Here is a 16481-nt window from a genome sequence, read left to right on the forward strand (position 1 = left end):
TCTGCGGGTTGCCGGCAGTCAGCGCCGCGAGCCGATATCCGCATCCTCCTTGCTGCCTGCCAGCAGACAGGTCACCTCGTCGGTGTGGCAGATCCGATCGCCGCGAAAGGTGAAGAGGCCGCTCACCTTGCAGACCAGGGTGCCGCCGTCCTGGCGGGTGGCCCGTACCACATGGGTCGAGTGCACCCGCTCCCCCTGCGCCAGGGTGGCGACAAACTCGATGCTCGCCCCGGCCAGATGGCGGCGCAGTGTGGCGATGTGCTGGTGAAACGCCGGGTAGTCGAGCCGCTCGCCGTTCACCTCCTGGCAGTAGTCGGGGGTGAACCAGGCGTCGAGCTCCGCCAGGGGGAAGGCGGGATCACAGATGACGCGCTGCAGGCAGGCTTTCAATCGTTCGGTGTGGTGCATGGTCTGCTCCTGACAGGGGGGATGGAGGAGCCAGCATAGGCCAGGGGACGGCGAGGGGAGAGGGGGGAAGGCGCCATCATGGCGGTCGAACGCGCCATGATGGCCGGGGATCAGCCGAGGCTTTCCCCCTCATAGAGGGAGAAGCCGATGTCCTTGCACCTGGTCGCCACCGGCTGGCCGCCGAGGCGGGCCAGCAGCATGATGGCGGCTTCGCGACCTATGGTCTCGCGGGGGGTGACGATGCTGGCGAGCTTGGGGGTCATGGCGTGGCCGATGTCGAGGGCGTTGCTGCCAGCGATGGCCACCTGCTGGGGTACCGGGATCCACCTGGCCTGGCATTGCAGCAGGGCTCCCACTGCCAGGTCGTCGTTGGTGCAGAACAGGCCGTCGAGATCGGGGAAGCGCGCCATGGCCTGGGCCAGCAGCTCTCCCCCCAGGGTGAAGCTGGAGGATTGCTCCGTCAGCAGGTGCTGGCCGGTCAGACCGAAATCGGCCATCGCCTGGTAGTAGCCTTCCATTCGCAACTGGGTGCGCACGTCGAGCCGGGCGCCGAGGTAGATCACCTTGCGCCGTCCCCGGCGCAGCATCTCTGTTACCATGGCCCGGGCGGCGGCCCGGTGATCCATGCCCACCACCATGTCGATGGGGGAGAGGGGCAGATCCATAGTCTCCACCACCGGGATGCCGGCGGTGGCGATCATCTTGCGGGTGCGCTCGGTGTGCTGGGTGTCCGAGAGGATGAGCCCGTCCACGTTGTAGGAGAGGAGCGAGGCGACCTGCTCCTCCTCCCGCTCCGGGCTGTAGCCGTAGTGGGCGAGCAGGGTCTGGTAGCCGGCGGGCCGGGTCACCGCCTCGATGCCGTGGATCACCGCCGAGAAGACCTGGTTGGAGAGGGAGGGGATCAGGATGCCGATCGCCTTGCTGGTGGCGTTCGACAGCATGTCCGGCGCCCGGTTCGGGATGTAGCCGAGCTCCTCCACCGCGGCGGCGATGCGCTCGCGGGTCCCTTCGGCCACGGCGGACGGGTCGCGCAGGTAGCGGCTGACGGTCATCTTGGTGACACCGGTCAGGTCGGCAATGTCCTGCAGGGTAGGGCGGCGCTTGCGGGTGTCGTTCATCTGGGGATCCGGCAAAAAATGTTACACGTAACATTACCGTTTTTGCACGGCAATGTCAGCATATGACGCCATCAATAGGGGGCAGGGGATGATCAAGGGCAGGTGTTTCGAGGGGGTCCACTTCGAGCAGCAGGAGGTGGAGGGGGAGCAGTTCCAGGGGTGCCGCTTCATCGGCTGCCACTTCTCCTGGCTCGATCTCGGGGAGAGCCGCTTCGTCGACTGCAGCTTCTATGACAGGGAACGGGAGCTGGGATGCCTGTTTCAGGGCTGCGATCTGCGGGAGGCGAGCTTCCTGCGCTGCGATCTCACCCTGGCGGACTTCGGCCGCAGCCAGTGTCTTGGGCTGGAGATGCGCGACTGCCAGGCCATGGGGATCAACTTCGCCCACGCCAGCTTCGCCAACCGGATCACCGCCAAAAGCTACTTCTGCGAAGCCCACCTCACCGGCAACAACTTCAGCTACGCCAACTTCGAAAGCTGCCTGCTGGAGCGGTGCGAGCTTGCCGGCAACCGCTGGCAGGGGGCCAACCTGCTGGGCGCCTCCCTGGCAGGCTCGGATCTCAGCGGCTCCGAGTTCGGGCAAATCGACTGGACCAGCTTCAACCTGCAAGGGTGCGATCTGCGCCAGTGCGATCTGCCCGGCCTGGATCTGCGCCGGGTCGACCTCGCCGGGGTGCAGATCAATGAAGATCAGCAGCAGGGGCTGCTGGAGCAGATCGGGCTGGTGGTCTTCCCCTGAGCGGGGTGGAAAAGAGGTAAGTTTTCATCATCGGGGCGGGCGGTGTGGTGCCCCCCCTGGCAAGCAAAAGCCTGCGCGATGCAGACTTTTTGTCAGGTGAAGTGGTAAACGACGCGGTGTTGCTGTCTTTTGCTCCCTGCCCCCCTCGCGGGAGAAGGGCTGGGGATGAGGTAGCGGACTCCACTCGAGCACCGCCAAGGCGGGCTTAGCGTCTGGCCAGCCACTTGGTCGGGTTGATGGCCTCGCCCTGATAGCGGATCTCGAAGTAGAGGCCGGAGCGCTCCTGTCCGCCGCTGTCGCCGACCAGGGCCACGGGCTCACCCTGCTCCACCTTTTGTCCCACCTGGCGCAGCAGCGACTGGTTGTGGCCGTAGAGGCTCATGTAGCCCTTGCCGTGGTCGATGACCAGCAGCATGCCGAAGCCGTCGAGCCAGTCGGCGTAGACCACCTGTCCCGGTGCCACCGCCTTGACCTGGGTCCCTTCGCTGGCGCCGATCAGGGTGCCCTTCCACTTCAGCTCGGCGGTACGTGGCGAGCCGTAGGAGATGAGGATGGGGCCCTGCACCGGCCAGCGCAGGTTGCCACCCGTGCTCAGACCGCCGTAGCCGTTGCTGCTTGCCTTGGCGCTGTTGCGGGCGGCTGCTTGCTGCTGCGCCACCTTGGCCTGCTGTTCGGCGACGCGTTGCTGCTGGGCCGCCAGCCGCTGCTGTTCGCCGACCTGGCGCTGCTGGGCGGCGATCCGCTGCTGCTCCTCGATGCGTTTCTGTTCGGCTGCCAGGCGCTGGGCCTCCAGACGGCGCTGGCGCTCCTGCTCGGCCTTGATCTTGGCAAGGCGCTCCCGCTCGGCCCGTTCGCGGCGTTCCTTTTCTTCCTGCTGACGACGCAGCTCTTCCAGCCGCGCCTTGAGCGCCTTCTCCGCCTTGACCAGCTTGTCGAGCTTCTGCTCGTCGGCCTGCACCGATTGCTGCAACTGGTTGCGCACCTTGGCACGGCTCTGCTGGCTGGCCAGCAGGCTCTGGTGATGCTCCTGCTGCTCGCCGAGCAGGGTCTGGAGGCGGTTCTCGGTCTCTCTGGTGGCCTGCTGGTTCTTGGCCAGCTTGTCACGGGTGGCGCGCAGGGCTTCAATGGCCTCGATGCGGGCCTTGTTGAGGTAGTCGAAGTAGTCGAGGGCGCGGCTCAGCTTGGCCGGATCCTGCTGGTTGAGCAGCAGTTTGAGGTAATCGTGGTTGCCCGCCTGGAAGGCGCTTTCCGCCTGCTTGGCCAGCAACTGTTTCTGATGTTTTGCTTGTTGCTCCAGTGCCAGCTTGTCCTGCTGCAGGGACGCCAGCTTCTGCTGGTTCTGCCGGAGTTGCTGTCTGGTCTGCTCGAGTTTGGCGGCGGCAGCCGAAATGGCCTGCTCGTCAGCCTTGAGCTGGGTGTTGAGCTTGGCAAGCTCCTGCTTGCTGAGCTTGAGGGTCTGTTGCTGTTCCTTGATCTGGGACTGCATGGCCCCCAGCTGCTGGTTCGCAGCCTGGGCTGTGCCGGTACCGCCGATCAGGCAAAAAAACAGCGCGCCGACCAACAGGCCGACGCGACTGGTTTTCTGTGAAATAATTTCGCATCCCCGCATGGGGCAGGATTATTTCAGAATCATCAGGGGCTTGCCAGTCATTTCCGGCGGCACCGGCAGACCCATCAGGGTCAGCATGGTGGGGGCCAGGTCGGACAGTTTGCCACCTTCGGCGACCTCGGCTTTACGACCGAAGTAGATGAGGGGAACCGGCAGATTGGTGTGGGCGGTGTGGGCCTGACCAGTCTCTTCGTCCATCATCTTCTCGGCGTTGCCATGGTCGGCGGTGATGAGGCACTCGCCACCCACTTCCGCCAGGGCGTCGGTGATGCGACCGATGCAGTGGTCGACCGCTTCACAGGCTTTGACGGCCGCATCGAACACGCCGGTGTGGCCGACCATGTCGCCGTTCGGGTAGTTGCAGATGATGACGTCGTACTTGCCGCTCTTGATGGCCGCAACCAGCTTGTCGGTCAGCTCTTCGGAGCTCATCTCCGGCTGCAGGTCATAGGTAGCCACTTTCGGGCTCGCCACGATTTCGCGATCTTCGCCGCTGAAGCAGGCCTCTTCGCCACCGTTGAAGAAGAAGGTGACGTGGGCGTACTTCTCGGTCTCGGAGATGCGCAGCTGGGTCTTGCCCTGCTTGGCCAGCCACTCGCCCAGGGTGTTGACCAGGGCGGTGGGCGGATAGGCGCAGGCGGTTTTGATGTCGGCCGCGTATTCGGTCAGCATCACGAAGTGCAGGGCCGGGGTGGCGGTGCGGGCGAAGCCGGTGAAGTCGGTATCGACGAAGGCGCGGGTGATTTCGCGGGCGCGGTCGGCACGGAAGTTCATGAAGATCAGCGCGTCGCCATCTTCCATCGGTACAGCGTCGCCGATGCGGGTGGCTTTGACGAACTCGTCGTTCTCGTCGCGGGCATAGGCGGCGGCCAGCGCGTCGGTGGCGTTGTCAGCGGTGAATTCGCCCTTGCCCTGGGTCATCAGGTCATAGGCCTGCTGCACGCGATCCCAGCGGTTGTCGCGGTCCATGGCGTAGTAACGACCGATCATGGAGGCGAAACGACCCTTGCCCAGTCGGGCAAACAGGGCGTCGAACAGCTCGATGGAGGACTGGGCACTGCGCGGCGGGACGTCGCGGCCATCCAGGAAGGCGTGGAAGTAGATCTGCTCGGCGCCACGCTTGGCGGCCATCTCGATCATGCCCATGATGTGCTCTTCGTGGCTGTGTACGCCACCTGGGGACATCAGACCCATGATGTGCACGGCCTTGCCCTTGGTCACGGCAGCGTCGACAGCCTTGGCCAGCTCGACGTTCTGGAAGAAGTCGCCGTCCTGGATGTCCTTGGAGATGCGGGTCAGCTCCTGATAGACGACGCGACCGGCACCAATGTTGGTGTGGCCCACTTCGGAGTTGCCCATCTGGCCGTCCGGCAGACCCACGTCCAGGCCGGAGCCGGAGATCAGGGTGCTGGTGTAGTCACGGGCCAGGCGATCCAGATTGGGGGTCTTGGCAGCAGCAACGGCGTTGTACTCTTGCTTGGTGCTGTAGCCCCAACCGTCCATGATGACCAGAACCAGCGGTTTCTTAGCTGTTGACATAAGGCTATGTCCTCTCGGATAGGAATGAATTGCGGGAAGTGAAACTAGCGTAATATTACTACATCTGCCGAAATAGTCACCTGATAGCCAAGTCCCTCTCCAGCCTCGCTTTTTAACTGTTATCCCGCTGTTTTAGGCATGTTGCCGGCTTGTCTGCCTCGGCGGGTTTTCCTCTGTTTCGCCCCTCTTTTCGGCATGGCGCATCCTCTCGTTCGGCCCGGTTGGAGGAGGAAGAATCGGCAGCCATCCCTGATGGGAGCTTGCTCTCGCTTTGCCGCCAAGATGGCTGATCTTATGCAGGGCCCCATGTATACTCGGGCCCTTGTCTTGGTCCCTGGATAGTAGAAGATGCAAGAGTATTTGGATTTCGCGGCCCGCAATCCGCTGCTGACCGCAGCCTGGTTGGGCCTGGCAGGCACCCTGGTGTACACCACTGTGCGTGCTCGTTTTTCTCCGGTGAAGGCGGTCAACAACCACGCCGCTACCCTGCTTATCAACCGTGAAAATGCCACCGTCGTGGACATTCGCAGTCAGGATGAATTTGCCAAGGGTCATCTGGCCGGGGCCCATCACCTGCCGCTCGCCCAGATCCAGGCGAATAATCTGGGTCCGGTTGAAAAGCACAAGGATGCCCCCATCATAGTGGTGTGCGAGTCGGGGATGACCGCTGGTGGCGCGGGTCGCCAACTGAGCAAGGCCGGTTTCAAGCAGGTGTATGTGCTCAGCGGTGGCATGGCCCAATGGCGTGCAGACAATCTGCCGGTGACCAAAAAACGCTGATTTAAGGGCCTGCGCCCACTCATTATCTTAAAAAGGAATCAAACGAAATGGCTGACGAAATCAACAACCAGGAAGTGCAACCGGAATTCCACATCCAGCGTGTCTACACCAAGGATGTTTCCTTCGAAGCTCCGAATACTCCGCACATCTTCCAGAAAGAGTGGCAGCCGGACGTCAAGCTGGACATGGACACCAAGACCAATGTCCTGGCCGACAGCGTCTATGAAGTGGTGCTGACCCTGACTGTCACCTGCAAGCTGGAAACCGAGACCGCCTTCCTGTGCGAAGTGCAGCAAGCCGGCATCTTCACCATCGGCAACCTGCCTGAGCCGCAACTGGCCCACTGCCTGGCGGCCTTCTGCCCGAACATCCTGTTCCCGTATGCCCGCGAAGCGGTGTCCAACCTGGTGAGCAAGGGTTCCTTCCCGCAGCTGAACCTGGCACCGGTCAACTTCGACGCCCTGTTCGCCCAGCACATGGCGCAGGTACAGGCCCAGCAGGCGACTGCGGAAGCCTGATAATGGCCGACCAGATCGCAATCTCGGTCCTGGGGGCGGGGTCTTATGGCTCCGCCCTTGCCATTTCTCTGGCGCGCAACGGTCATCCGACCCTGCTGTGGGGTCACGACCCTGCCCATGTCGCCGAGCTGGAACAGGATCGCTGCAACAAGGCATTCTTGCCGGATGTCCCCTTCCCGGCCGATCTGCAACTGACGTCGGATCTGCAGGCGGCGGTGCAAGCCGCTCCCGTGCTGCTGCTGGTGGTGCCGAGCCATGTGTTCGGCCAGGTACTGGCCCGGGTCAAACCCTTCCTGCGCCCGGATACCCGGATCGCCTGGGCGACCAAGGGGCTGGAGCCGGACAGCGGCCGTCTGCTGCAAGAGGTGGCGCGGGAGGTGCTGGGGGATGCCATTCCACTGGCGGTCATCTCGGGCCCGACCTTCGCCCGCGAGCTGGCCGCCGGTCTGCCGACCGCCATCTCGGTGGCCTCGACCCACGACGACTTTGCCGACGATCTCTCCCACCTGCTGCACTGCGGCCGCTCGTTCCGGGTCTATACCAATCCGGACTTCATCGGTCTGCAGCTGGGCGGGGCGGTCAAGAACGTCATCGCCATCGGTGCCGGTCTCTCTGACGGACTCGGCTTTGGCGCCAACGCCAGAACTGCGCTCATCACCCGGGGCCTGGTGGAGATGCAGCGTCTGGGCGCCGCCCTCGGGGCCGACGCCAAGACCTTCATGGGGATGGCGGGGCTCGGGGATCTGGTGCTGACCTGTACCGACAACCAGTCGCGCAACCGCCGTTTCGGTCTGGCGCTGGGAGCGGGCAAGTCGGTTGACACCGCCATGGCCGAGATAGGCCAGGTGGTGGAAGGCTATCGCAACACCAAGGAGGTGCATCTGCTGGCGGCCCGCTGTGGCGTCGAGATGCCCATCTGCGAACAGATCTTCAAGGTGCTGTACGAAGGCAAGAACCCGAAAGAGGCGGCCATCGCCCTGCTGTCGCGAGACAAGAAGGACGAGTGATCTGCCAGCCGCAGCATGCAAAAGGCCCCGCCAGCTGGCGGGGCCTTTTCTTTGCCGCAAGGGGGCAAATCAGTAGTAGGAGTGGTCGCCGCGCTGGTGCTCGGTGGCATCCTTGACGCCGTTGAGCTCGCCCGGGAATTTCTCCAGCAGCTGCTTCTCGATCCCCTCTTTCAGGGTGTAGTCGACCATGGAGCAACCGTTGCAACCGCCGCCAAACTGCAGGATGGCCAGTTTGTCGTCGGTCAGCTCGACCAGGGTGACCTTGCCGCCGTGACCGGCCAGCATGGGGTTCACCTCGGACATCAACACGTACTCGATGCGGTCGATCAGCGGGGCGTCGTCGGCCACCTTGCGCATCTTGGCGTTGGGGGCTTTCAGGGTGAGCTGAGAGCCCATCTGATCGGTGACGAAGTCGATGGTGGCATCCACCAGGAAGGGGGCGCTCAGGGGATCGACCAGGCAGTCGAAGCCGCTGAAGGGCAGGTGCTGATCTTCCGGATCGACCGCGTCGGGTGGGCAATAGGATACGCCGCACTCGGCATTCTGGGTTCCCGGATTGACCACAAACACCCGGATGTTGGTGCCATCAGGCTGCTTCTCCAGCAACTTGCGGAAGTGGGCCTGGGCGGTGTCGGAAATGCTGATCATCACTATCCTCATAAACCTGAGTGTACGACTAGGGTATTCATGATAACTCGCTTGGCGGGGCTTGGGTAGCGTGCCGATGGCGAGCCTGTGAGCCCGGGCGTATCGGAATCATGCCGCCAGCGGCCTCCCGGGCCGGATCCCTGCCCGGTTATTTCAGGTGTCGGAGGGTACGGCAGATGGCCCACACCTCTACCGTGGTGACGCCGTGCTCATGAAGCAACCGGGTGAGCTGACCTGCGGTGGCGCCCGTGGTGACCACATCATCAAGCAGTGCCACATGCCGGTAGTGGTGAGGTGCCATTTCGAAGGCGCCACGCAGATTGCGTCGCCGCTGGCCGGCACTGAGCCGGGTCTGTTGCGGGGTCGACCTTGTCCGGCACAGTACGCGGGTGTCGCAAGGAATGCCGGTGAGTGCGCTCAGGGCATGGCCGATTTCTTCTGCCTGATTGAAGCCTCGCCACCACTGGCGCCACCAGTGCAGGGGAACCGGAATGATGACCTGCGGCGGGTTGGCGAGATCCAGATGGTCTGCCAGCAGGCGGGCAAGCAGCGGCGCGAGCAGGATCTGACCGGAATACTTCAGCCGGGGGATGAGTTGGGCATAAGGTGCCTGATAATCGCCGATCACCTGCAAACGCTCCCAGGGGGCGGGTCTGCGCTGGCAGCGTCCGCACAGCAGTTCGCTCTCGCGATGTTGCTCCGGCAGCGGTGCTGCACACATCAGGCATCGTCTGTCGTGCTGGCGCTGGGCGTGGCGGCACCAGGAGCACAACAAGGGCGTCTCGTCACAGGGTTGGCGACAGAGCAGGCACAGACCGAGCCAGTCGGACTGGGTGCCAAGGATCGGACTTGCTTTGGCGAGCAGCCGCTTTAACATGCAGGCTCCAAGCAGATAAACAGGGATCTTGAGTCTAGATGAGCGTATCGGTTGAGCGGTTTGGCCAGGGCCCGGACCTGGTGTTGTTGCATGGCTGGGGCATGAACGGGGCCGTCTGGCACGGTATTGCCCAAGAACTGGCTGCCCACTATCGGCTGCATCTGGTGGACCTGCCCGGCTTTGGCAACAGCCCCCTGCAAGCAGGGACAGACTACACCCTGCCCTGGCTGGCAGAGCAGGTGGCGGCCATATTGCCTGAAAAATGCCATCTGCTCGGCTGGTCCCTCGGTGGTCTGGTGGCGAGCCAGTTGGCGCTGACCATGCCTGGGCGCCTTCACTCTCTCATTACCGTAGCCAGCTCTCCCTGCTTCATGGCCCGCGACGAGTGGCCCGGGATTGCCCCCAAGGTGCTGGCGGGGTTCAACCAGATGCTGGCCGGCGACTTCATGCAGACCATAGAGCGCTTCCTCGCGATCCAGGCCATGGGCAGCGAGCACGCCAGAAACGACATTCGCCAGTTGCGTCACTGGCTGGCGGAGCGACCCGCTCCCCGGCTTGCGGCCCTGGAGGCGGGTCTGGGCCTGTTGGCCGAGGTCGATCTGCGGGATGAACTGATCGGCCTGGATCTGCCCTGGCTGCGTCTTTACGGCAGGCTGGATACCCTGGTGCCGAAGGCCGCCATTCCCTTGCTGGATGCGCGTTACCCTGCCAGCCACAGTCTGGTGCTGGAGAAGGCATCCCATGCTCCCTTCATCTCCCATCCAGAGCAGTTCATCACCCTCCTGCGGCGGTTCATTGACTGAGATTTGAGCGGCAGGCTTCAATAACTCGTCAGGTTGGTGGATAATTAGCCAACCCTACAGAGGAGTGTGCCAATGCGTATCGAATCAGCCATGACGGCGGGCGTGCAGGGGTTCCAACGGGCCGAGCAGTTGGCTGGCCAGGCTTCCAGCCAGATCGCCCGTCTCAATACGCCAGCGGGTGATCAGGTGCAGTTGCCGGATGAACTGGTGAATCTCAAGGTGGCCGAGCTGCATGCCGGGGCATCCGCCAAGGTGATCCAGACGGCCAGCGACATGCTGGGCACACTGATCGATATCCGGGTGTGACATGAACATCAACGTCAGTCTGCCGACCATCATTCCGAATCAACTGCAGCCGCAGACGGAATCGGCACAGACTGACAACCGCCGCGCAGAACTGGTACCCCCCAGCCGCCAGAGCGAAGCGTCCAACGCCGAGTCCGGCGTCGGTTCCCAGAAAGAGAGAGCCCGGGCCGCCCAGGCCAATCCCGCCGCCCCATCCTCGTCCACGAAAGAGAACAGCCAGACTGGCCCCGTGATGGTGGCGCACCGTTTTGTCGAGGCAACGGGGGAGGAGGGGGAGCGTCGACAACGTCAGGAGGGTGAACAGCAGGAGCAGCAAAAGCAGCAGCGTCAGGTGGCTGCGCTGGTCGAACGGGATCTCGAAGTTCGCAAGCACGAGCAGGCGCACCAGTCAGCCGGCGGCGAGCATGCGGGGAGCCCTACCTACCAGTTTTCCCGTGGGCCGGATGGCAAGCGTTATGCCACCGGGGGGGAGGTGGTCATCGACATGGGGACCATTCCCGGGGATCCCGCCGCGACCATCGCCAAGATGCAGCAGGTGCGTGCCGCAGCACTGGCTCCCGATGAACCATCGTCACAAGACATGAGTGTGGCCCGTGCCGCCTCTGGCAAGGAGGCACAGGCCCGCAAGGATCTGATGACCCTCAGGCAGGAAACCACAGGCCCGCTCGGTGCTTATATGGACAATCGAAACCAGGTGATTGCCAGGCACTATCAGCAAGCGGTGAGGCCAGCCTCCCCGCATAGCCTGAGTCAGGACGTCTGATCCCGCTCCGTGCAGGCATGAAAAAGCCCCTTTCGGGGCTTTTTTGCATTCTGGGGGCTTATTTCTTCAGTTTCGACAGGGCAGCCGCGAAGGCGTTGCCCATGGCACCCTCGGTCGGAGCGCTCTGACGGGGCGCCTGTTTCGGTCGGGTGTTGCCGGTGTGACGCGGCTCGGCCGGTTTGCGGGCAGGCTGGCCGGCTTTCTCATCCAGACGCATGGTCAGACTGATGCGTTTGCGCGGTACGTCGACTTCCAGCACCTTGACCCGGACGATGTCACCGGCCTTGACCACCTCGCGGGGATCCTTGACGAAGCGATCGGTGAGGGAAGAAATGTGCACCAGCCCGTCCTGATGGACGCCGATGTCGACGAAGGCGCCGAAGTTGGTGACGTTGGTGACCACACCCTCCAACACCATCTCGGGCACCAGATCGCTGATTTTCTCCACTCCTTCCTTGAAGGTGGCGGTCTTGAACTCGGGACGCGGGTCGCGGCCGGGCTTGTCCAGCTCGCCGATGATGTCGGTGACGGTAGGCACCCCGAACTGCTCGTCGGTGTAGTCGGTGGGCTTGAGGGTGCGCAGCAGGCTGCTGTTGCCGAGCAGGCTGTCCACGGTCTGCTCCAGCTTGGCGAGGATCCGCTCCACCACCGGGTAGGATTCCGGGTGCACCGCCGAGCCGTCCAGCGGGTTGCTGCCGCCCCGAATGCGCAGGAAGCCGGCGCATTGCTCGAATGCCTTGGGCCCGAGTCGGCCTACTTTCAGCAACTGCTGACGACTCTTGAAGGCGCCGTGTTCGTCCCGGTAGGCGACGATGTTCTGGGCCAGGGTCTGGGAGAGGCCGGAAACCCGGTTGAGCAGGGCGACCGAGGCGGTATTCACATCTACCCCCACCGCGTTCACGCAATCCTCGACCACCGCGTCGAGGCGGCGGGCCAGCTGGCTCTGGCCGACATCGTGCTGGTACTGACCGACACCTATGCTCTTGGGGTCGATCTTGACCAGCTCTGCCAGGGGATCCTGCAGCCGGCGGGCGATGGAGACGGCGCCGCGAATGGAGACGTCGAGATCCGGGAATTCCTGGGAGGCGAGCTCGGAGGCGGAGTAGACCGATGCCCCCGCTTCACTGACCACGATTTTCTGCGCCTTGGCGGCCGGGTAGCGCTCGAACAGATCGTTCACCAGGCGGTCGGTTTCCCGGGATGCGGTGCCGTTGCCGATGCTGATGAGCTCGACCTTGTGCTTCTGGCACAGCTCGCTCAGAGTCTTGAGACTCTGGTCAACCAGGCGCTTGGGTTCGAACGGATAGATGGTCGCGTGATCGACCAGCTTGCCGGTGGCATCCACCACCGCCACCTTGACCCCGGTGCGGATGCCGGGATCCAGCCCCATGGTGCAGCGCATGCCAGCCGGCGCTGCCATCAGCAGATCCTTGAGGTTCATGGCGAACACCTTGATCGCCTCGTCTTCTGCCGATTCGCGGATGCGGCCGATCAGCTCGGTTTCCATCTGCAAGGACAGTTTGATCTTCCAGGTCCAGCTCACCACCCCCTGCAGCCACTTGTCGGCCGGGCGGTGTTGCAGGTTGAGTCTGAGGTGATGGGCGATGATCCCTTCGCAGGGGCTGGTACCCTCATCGTCGCCGGCGACCAGCGCCAGGTTGAGGATCCCCTCGTTGCGGCCGCGCAACATGGCCAGCACCCGGTGGGAGGGGGCCTTGTGCAGGGGTTCGTCGTGTTCGAAGTAGTCCTTGAACTTGGCCCCTTCCTGCTCCTTGCCTGCCACTACGCGGGCACGCAGGGTGGCGTTGTGCCACAGGTAGTCCCGCAACTTCTCAAGGAGATCCGCCTGCTCGGCGAAACGCTCCATCAGGATGTAGCGGGCACCGTCGAGGGCGGCCTTGCCGTCGGTGATCCCCTGCTCGATATTGAGGAAGCGAACCGCCTCCTGTTCGGGATCCTTCATGGGGTCACCCAGCAGCAAATCCGCCAGTGGCTCCAGCCCCGCCTCGATGGCCATCTGCCCCTTGGTGCGCCGCTTGGGCTTGTAGGGGAGGTAGAGGTCTTCCAGCCGGGTCTTGCTGTCGGCGTCGTTCAGCTCGCGGGCCAGCTCGGGGGTCAGTTTGCCCTGCTCTTCAATGGAGCGCAGGATCACCTGGCGGCGATCCGCCAGTTCACGCAGGTAGCCGAGGCGGCTCTCCAGGGTACGCAGCTGGCTGTCGTCCAGACCGCCGGTCACCTCTTTGCGGTAACGGGCGATGAAGGGAACGGTCGCGCCTTCGTCCAGCAGGCGAACGGCTTCCTGCACCTGTTCCGGGCGGGCATTCAGCTCACCGGCGATCTGATGTTCTATTACGTGGCTTTGCATCGAGGGTCTCTTGGTCGGGTCCTGTCTAACTGGCCAGCGTGGGGCTATGTCGCCGATCAGGGGGTCTGTCCTGGCGATACTTTAGATACCTGCCAGGCCACTGCCGCGCGGGCCGGTTGGCGCCGCAAGGCGCCGGGTGTGAGCACTATATGGGGTCGGGCAGCGGGATGCCACCCCGGCAGAAATGACGTTTCTCATACCCGGTGGGCGGACATGCTCGGTCTCTCCTGGCCTTGTCAGCCGATTTGGCAGTCAGGGTCGGCCTGGCTTATTTGGGATAGCTGATCTCATTGACGTACCAGCAGGCGTCACCCACTGGCGTTTGCACCAAGGCTTCATCGCCCACCTCTTTCTTGAGCAGGGCACGGGCCATGGGGGAGTCGATGGAGATGTAATCCTTGCGGCCGAAGATCTCGTCATAGCCGACGATGCGAAAGCGCTTGGTCTCACCCTCGTCGTTTTCCACCTCGACCCAGGCGCCGAAGAAGACCTTGCCCTCCTGGGAGGGGGAGTAGTCGACTATGGTCAGCTCTTCCAGGCACTTGCGCAGGTAGCGAACCCGGCGGTCGATCTCCCGCAGGCGTTTCTTGTTGTACTGGTAATCGGCATTCTCGCTGCGATCACCCAGGCTCGCCGCCCAGGCTACTTTTTTGGTGACATCGGGCCTCTCCTCCCGCCAGAGCATGTCGTGCTCCTGCCGGAGCCTGGTGTAGCCTTCACGGGTAATGAGTTTGGTTTTCATGGGGTTATCACTCCCTCGCCAATTGCATCCGGTTGCCCGGGATCTTAGTCATTGTCGCCGCCCTGTCGAGCAAAAAGCAGAGCTGGCCATCCATCCTTCCCGGCTCCGGGGCCGAATGAGGGCAATAACCGGTAACATATTTATGCTTTGTGGTTGCAGGGGGCGGCTCTAGTATGAGGGGAGACAGAAAAGAGAGGTGGCAATGAGTCAGCAATACAAGGTCCTGGTGGTGGACGACGATCTGAAACTGCGTTCCTTGCTGGAGCGCTACCTCACCGAGCAGGGGTTTGTAGTGCGGGGTGTCGCCAACGGGGAGCAGGCCGATCGCCTGCTGACGCGTGAAAACTTCAGCCTGATGGTGCTTGATCTGATGCTGCCGGGGGAAGACGGCCTCTCCATCTGCCGCCGCCTGCGCGAGGCCGGCAACCAGATCCCTGTCTTGATGCTCACCGCCAAGGGGGACGAAGTGGATCGCATCGTCGGTCTGGAGATGGGGGCCGACGATTATCTGCCCAAGCCGTTCAACCCCCGTGAGCTGCTGGCCCGGATCCGCGCCGTGCTGCGCCGCCATACCGTGGAGCTGCCCGGCGCCCCTTCCGCGGCGGAGAAGATGGTGAGTTTCGGGGCCTACCAGCTCAATCTGGCGACCCGTGAACTGAGTCGTGATGGCGAACCGGTTGCCCTGACCAGCGGGGAGTTCGCCGTGCTCAAGGTGCTGGTGAGTCATCCTCGCGAACCGCTCTCCCGTGACAAGCTGATGAACCTGGCCCGTGGTCGCGAGTACACGGCCACCGAGCGCAGCATCGATGTGCAGGTCTCCCGCCTGCGCCGCCTGCTGGAACAGGACCCGGCCCAGCCCCGCTATCTGCAGACCGTCTGGGGTCTGGGGTATGTGTTCGTACCGGACGGTGAGAACGCATGAAGAAAGTGGGCAGCATGTTCTCCCGCATGCTCTGGTTTCTGGCTGCCGTGCTGGTGGTCTATCAAGTCGTCTCCTACGTTACCTTCTACAACTACCTGCTGGCGCCGACCGTCAAGCAGATCAGCCACCTGCTGGCAAACCAGGTCAAACTCATCTTCCCGGTGGACAACAACCAGCTGGCGCTCAGTGAAGATGCCGAGGCGCTGGTCTATGTGACCACTGGCAGCGACATCTATACCCAGAGCGAGGCGGAGCAGCACGGGCTGAATGATTCCAAGCCCTACCCCTATCTGGAGCAGAGCATCAGCCGCGAATTGAAAGGGGATACCAGGGTCAGGGTTGAAATCCAGGATCACTACATCATCTGGATCCAGCCTCCCCAGGCCAGCCAGATGTGGGTGCGCATTCCCCTGACGGAAATTGAAGATGACGACATCGAACCGCTCATCCTCTATATGAGCGTCTTGCTGGTGGTGACCCTGTTTGCAGCCTGGCGTTTTGCCCGTCAGCTGGTGCGGCCGCTGGAGGATCTGGAAGCGGGGGCCGTGGCGGTAGCGCGCGGCAACTTTCCCGATGCCCTGGGGGAGCAGGGCTCGCGGGAGGTGCGCCGCCTGACCCGCACCTTCAACCACATGTCGAGCTCCATCAAGGGGCTGATCGAGGAGCGCAACCTGATGATGGCCGGGGTATCCCACGATTTGCGCACCCCTCTTACCCGTATTCGTCTCGCGACCGAGATGATGTCCTCCGGGGATGAGTACCTCAAGGAGAGCATCAATGCGGACATCGATGAGTCGAACGGCATCATCGATCAGTTCATCGACTACATTCGCCCGAACGAGGGGCTCGATGCCCGGCCCGTCGACCTGACCCAGCTCATTCACGATGCGTTGCTGATGCAGACCGATCAGGGACTGGAAGTGGAGCTGCTCCTGCCGGAGGAGGCGGTGCGTGTGGCCTGCCATCCCATCAGTATTCGCCGTATCCTCAACAATCTGTCGGGCAACTCCCTGCGCTATGGCGCGACCCGGTTGCAGGCCGAGCTCAGGGATGATGGCCACTGGGTGCGGCTGCGACTCTCCGACAATGGCCCGGGGATCGCAGAAGAGGACTACTCCCGGGTGCTCAAGCCCTTCACCCAGGGCAATGTGGCGCGCACCGGTGGCGGGAGTGGGCTGGGGCTGGCCATCGTTGCCAAGATAGTCTCCCAGCATCACGGCACCATCAGGTTGGGGCGCTCCGAACTGGGGGGCTTGCAGGTGGAGATCCGGCTACCCAAGAACCAGCCGCTGGAGTGGATGGATTGAAAGCAGGGCGTATCGAGAGATGCGCCCTTT

At 63.1% G+C, this 16481-nt stretch carries 17 protein-coding genes; 9 read left to right on the forward strand and 8 right to left on the reverse strand.

Annotated elements, in window-relative coordinates; genetic code table 11:
* Positions 1–18: 18 nt before the first annotated feature.
* Positions 19–408: a nuclear transport factor 2 family protein gene (locus tag OKC41_RS14340; protein WP_041214080.1), complete on the reverse strand. Its 390-nt coding sequence runs from the start codon at positions 406–408 to the stop codon at positions 19–21.
* Positions 409–518: 110 nt separating this feature from the next.
* The gene (locus OKC41_RS14345; RefSeq protein ID WP_041212171.1) at positions 519–1526 is read right to left on the reverse strand and encodes a substrate-binding domain-containing protein; all 1008 of its coding nucleotides are present in this window, start codon (positions 1524–1526) and stop codon (positions 519–521) included.
* An 88-nt stretch (positions 1527–1614) separates the two neighbouring features.
* On the opposite strand from OKC41_RS14345, the gene OKC41_RS14350 reads away from it, so the two are divergent.
* On the forward strand, positions 1615–2265 hold the full coding sequence (locus OKC41_RS14350) for a Qnr family pentapeptide repeat protein (protein WP_128273078.1): 651 nt from the start codon (positions 1615–1617) through the stop codon (positions 2263–2265).
* A 205-nt stretch (positions 2266–2470) separates the two neighbouring features.
* On the opposite strand, the gene OKC41_RS14355 is transcribed toward OKC41_RS14350, so the two are convergent.
* Together OKC41_RS14355 and gpmM are read right to left on the reverse strand one after the other, a co-directional pair.
* Positions 2471–3874, reverse strand: a complete 1404-nt coding sequence (locus OKC41_RS14355) for a peptidoglycan DD-metalloendopeptidase family protein (RefSeq protein ID WP_045522399.1) — start codon at positions 3872–3874, stop codon at positions 2471–2473.
* A 9-nt stretch (positions 3875–3883) separates the two neighbouring features.
* Entirely contained in the window at positions 3884–5413 is a 1530-nt protein-coding gene (gpmM, locus tag OKC41_RS14360) for a 2,3-bisphosphoglycerate-independent phosphoglycerate mutase (RefSeq protein WP_270672112.1), read from the reverse strand.
* A 348-nt stretch (positions 5414–5761) separates the two neighbouring features.
* On the opposite strand from gpmM, the gene OKC41_RS14365 reads away from it, so the two are divergent.
* From OKC41_RS14365 to gpsA, 3 genes are read left to right on the forward strand one after another with little or no spacing between them, the layout of a single operon-like run.
* The gene (locus tag OKC41_RS14365) at positions 5762–6193 is read left to right on the forward strand and encodes a rhodanese-like domain-containing protein (RefSeq protein ID WP_010672546.1); all 432 of its coding nucleotides are present in this window, start codon (positions 5762–5764) and stop codon (positions 6191–6193) included.
* A gap of 47 nt (positions 6194–6240) precedes the next feature.
* Positions 6241–6711, forward strand: a complete 471-nt coding sequence (gene secB, locus OKC41_RS14370; protein WP_010672547.1) for a protein-export chaperone SecB — start codon at positions 6241–6243, stop codon at positions 6709–6711.
* 2 nt (positions 6712–6713) lie between these two features.
* On the forward strand, positions 6714–7718 hold the full coding sequence (gene gpsA / locus OKC41_RS14375) for an NAD(P)H-dependent glycerol-3-phosphate dehydrogenase (RefSeq protein ID WP_010672548.1): 1005 nt from the start codon (positions 6714–6716) through the stop codon (positions 7716–7718).
* 69 nt (positions 7719–7787) lie between these two features.
* Here the strand turns inward: gpsA and nfuA are convergent, their stop codons facing one another.
* Together nfuA and OKC41_RS14385 are read right to left on the reverse strand one after the other, a co-directional pair.
* Positions 7788–8366 carry a Fe-S biogenesis protein NfuA gene (gene nfuA, locus OKC41_RS14380; protein WP_010672549.1) on the reverse strand — a complete coding sequence of 193 codons (579 nt, stop codon included), beginning with the start codon at positions 8364–8366 and terminating at the stop codon, positions 7788–7790.
* A 148-nt stretch (positions 8367–8514) separates the two neighbouring features.
* A complete protein-coding gene (locus OKC41_RS14385) occupies positions 8515–9243 on the reverse strand; it encodes a ComF family protein (RefSeq protein WP_113069449.1) in 729 nt (242 codons plus the stop codon).
* A gap of 38 nt (positions 9244–9281) precedes the next feature.
* On the opposite strand from OKC41_RS14385, the gene bioH reads away from it, so the two are divergent.
* The 3 genes from bioH (at position 9282) to OKC41_RS14400 (ending at position 11115) form a co-directional block, all read left to right on the forward strand.
* Entirely contained in the window at positions 9282–10046 is a 765-nt protein-coding gene (gene bioH, locus OKC41_RS14390) for a pimeloyl-ACP methyl ester esterase BioH (protein WP_113069451.1), read from the forward strand.
* Between the two features lie 72 nt (positions 10047–10118).
* On the forward strand, positions 10119–10352 hold the full coding sequence (locus OKC41_RS14395) for a hypothetical protein (protein WP_010672552.1): 234 nt from the start codon (positions 10119–10121) through the stop codon (positions 10350–10352).
* Position 10353: 1 nt separating this feature from the next.
* A complete protein-coding gene (locus tag OKC41_RS14400; protein WP_270672113.1) occupies positions 10354–11115 on the forward strand; it encodes a putative metalloprotease CJM1_0395 family protein in 762 nt (253 codons plus the stop codon).
* Between the two features lie 58 nt (positions 11116–11173).
* On the opposite strand, the gene OKC41_RS14405 is transcribed toward OKC41_RS14400, so the two are convergent.
* Both OKC41_RS14405 and greB read right to left on the reverse strand, forming a co-directional pair.
* The gene (locus OKC41_RS14405) at positions 11174–13480 is read right to left on the reverse strand and encodes a Tex family protein (RefSeq protein ID WP_270672114.1); all 2307 of its coding nucleotides are present in this window, start codon (positions 13478–13480) and stop codon (positions 11174–11176) included.
* Between the two features lie 268 nt (positions 13481–13748).
* Entirely contained in the window at positions 13749–14222 is a 474-nt protein-coding gene (gene greB, locus OKC41_RS14410; protein ID WP_045522388.1) for a transcription elongation factor GreB, read from the reverse strand.
* 202 nt (positions 14223–14424) lie between these two features.
* Here greB and ompR point away from each other — a divergent pair, with 202 nt between their 5' ends.
* Together ompR and envZ are read left to right on the forward strand one after the other, a co-directional pair.
* Positions 14425–15144, forward strand: a complete 720-nt coding sequence (gene ompR / locus OKC41_RS14415) for a two-component system response regulator OmpR (protein WP_010672556.1) — start codon at positions 14425–14427, stop codon at positions 15142–15144.
* Entirely contained in the window at positions 15141–16451 is a 1311-nt protein-coding gene (gene envZ, locus OKC41_RS14420; RefSeq protein WP_010672557.1) for a two-component system sensor histidine kinase EnvZ, read from the forward strand. The genes ompR and envZ overlap by 4 nt, the downstream gene beginning before the upstream one ends.
* Positions 16452–16481 lie beyond the last annotated feature (30 nt).

It is taken from the genome of Aeromonas sp. QDB17 (assembly GCF_027705305.1).
GTDB lineage: Bacteria > Pseudomonadota > Gammaproteobacteria > Enterobacterales > Aeromonadaceae > Aeromonas > Aeromonas caviae.

Coding starts and splice junctions, on each gene's coding strand:
- OKC41_RS14355 (WP_045522399.1), bottom strand. CDS start 3,874: ATGCGGGGATGCGAAATTATTTCACAGAAAACCAGTCGCGTCGGCCTG.
- gpsA (WP_010672548.1), top strand. CDS start 6,714: ATGGCCGACCAGATCGCAATCTCGGTCCTGGGGGCGGGGTCTTATGGC.
- OKC41_RS14405 (WP_270672114.1), bottom strand. CDS start 13,480: ATGCAAAGCCACGTAATAGAACATCAGATCGCCGGTGAGCTGAATGCC.
- OKC41_RS14395 (WP_010672552.1), top strand. CDS start 10,119: ATGCGTATCGAATCAGCCATGACGGCGGGCGTGCAGGGGTTCCAACGG.
- ompR (WP_010672556.1), top strand. CDS start 14,425: ATGAGTCAGCAATACAAGGTCCTGGTGGTGGACGACGATCTGAAACTG.
- OKC41_RS14365 (WP_010672546.1), top strand. CDS start 5,762: ATGCAAGAGTATTTGGATTTCGCGGCCCGCAATCCGCTGCTGACCGCA.
- nfuA (WP_010672549.1), bottom strand. CDS start 8,366: ATGATCAGCATTTCCGACACCGCCCAGGCCCACTTCCGCAAGTTGCTG.
- OKC41_RS14340 (WP_041214080.1), bottom strand. CDS start 408: ATGCACCACACCGAACGATTGAAAGCCTGCCTGCAGCGCGTCATCTGT.
- secB (WP_010672547.1), top strand. CDS start 6,241: ATGGCTGACGAAATCAACAACCAGGAAGTGCAACCGGAATTCCACATC.
- envZ (WP_010672557.1), top strand. CDS start 15,141: ATGAAGAAAGTGGGCAGCATGTTCTCCCGCATGCTCTGGTTTCTGGCT.
- gpmM (WP_270672112.1), bottom strand. CDS start 5,413: ATGTCAACAGCTAAGAAACCGCTGGTTCTGGTCATCATGGACGGTTGG.
- OKC41_RS14345 (WP_041212171.1), bottom strand. CDS start 1,526: ATGAACGACACCCGCAAGCGCCGCCCTACCCTGCAGGACATTGCCGAC.
- greB (WP_045522388.1), bottom strand. CDS start 14,222: ATGAAAACCAAACTCATTACCCGTGAAGGCTACACCAGGCTCCGGCAG.
- OKC41_RS14350 (WP_128273078.1), top strand. CDS start 1,615: ATGATCAAGGGCAGGTGTTTCGAGGGGGTCCACTTCGAGCAGCAGGAG.
- OKC41_RS14400 (WP_270672113.1), top strand. CDS start 10,354: ATGAACATCAACGTCAGTCTGCCGACCATCATTCCGAATCAACTGCAG.
- bioH (WP_113069451.1), top strand. CDS start 9,282: ATGAGCGTATCGGTTGAGCGGTTTGGCCAGGGCCCGGACCTGGTGTTG.
- OKC41_RS14385 (WP_113069449.1), bottom strand. CDS start 9,243: ATGTTAAAGCGGCTGCTCGCCAAAGCAAGTCCGATCCTTGGCACCCAG.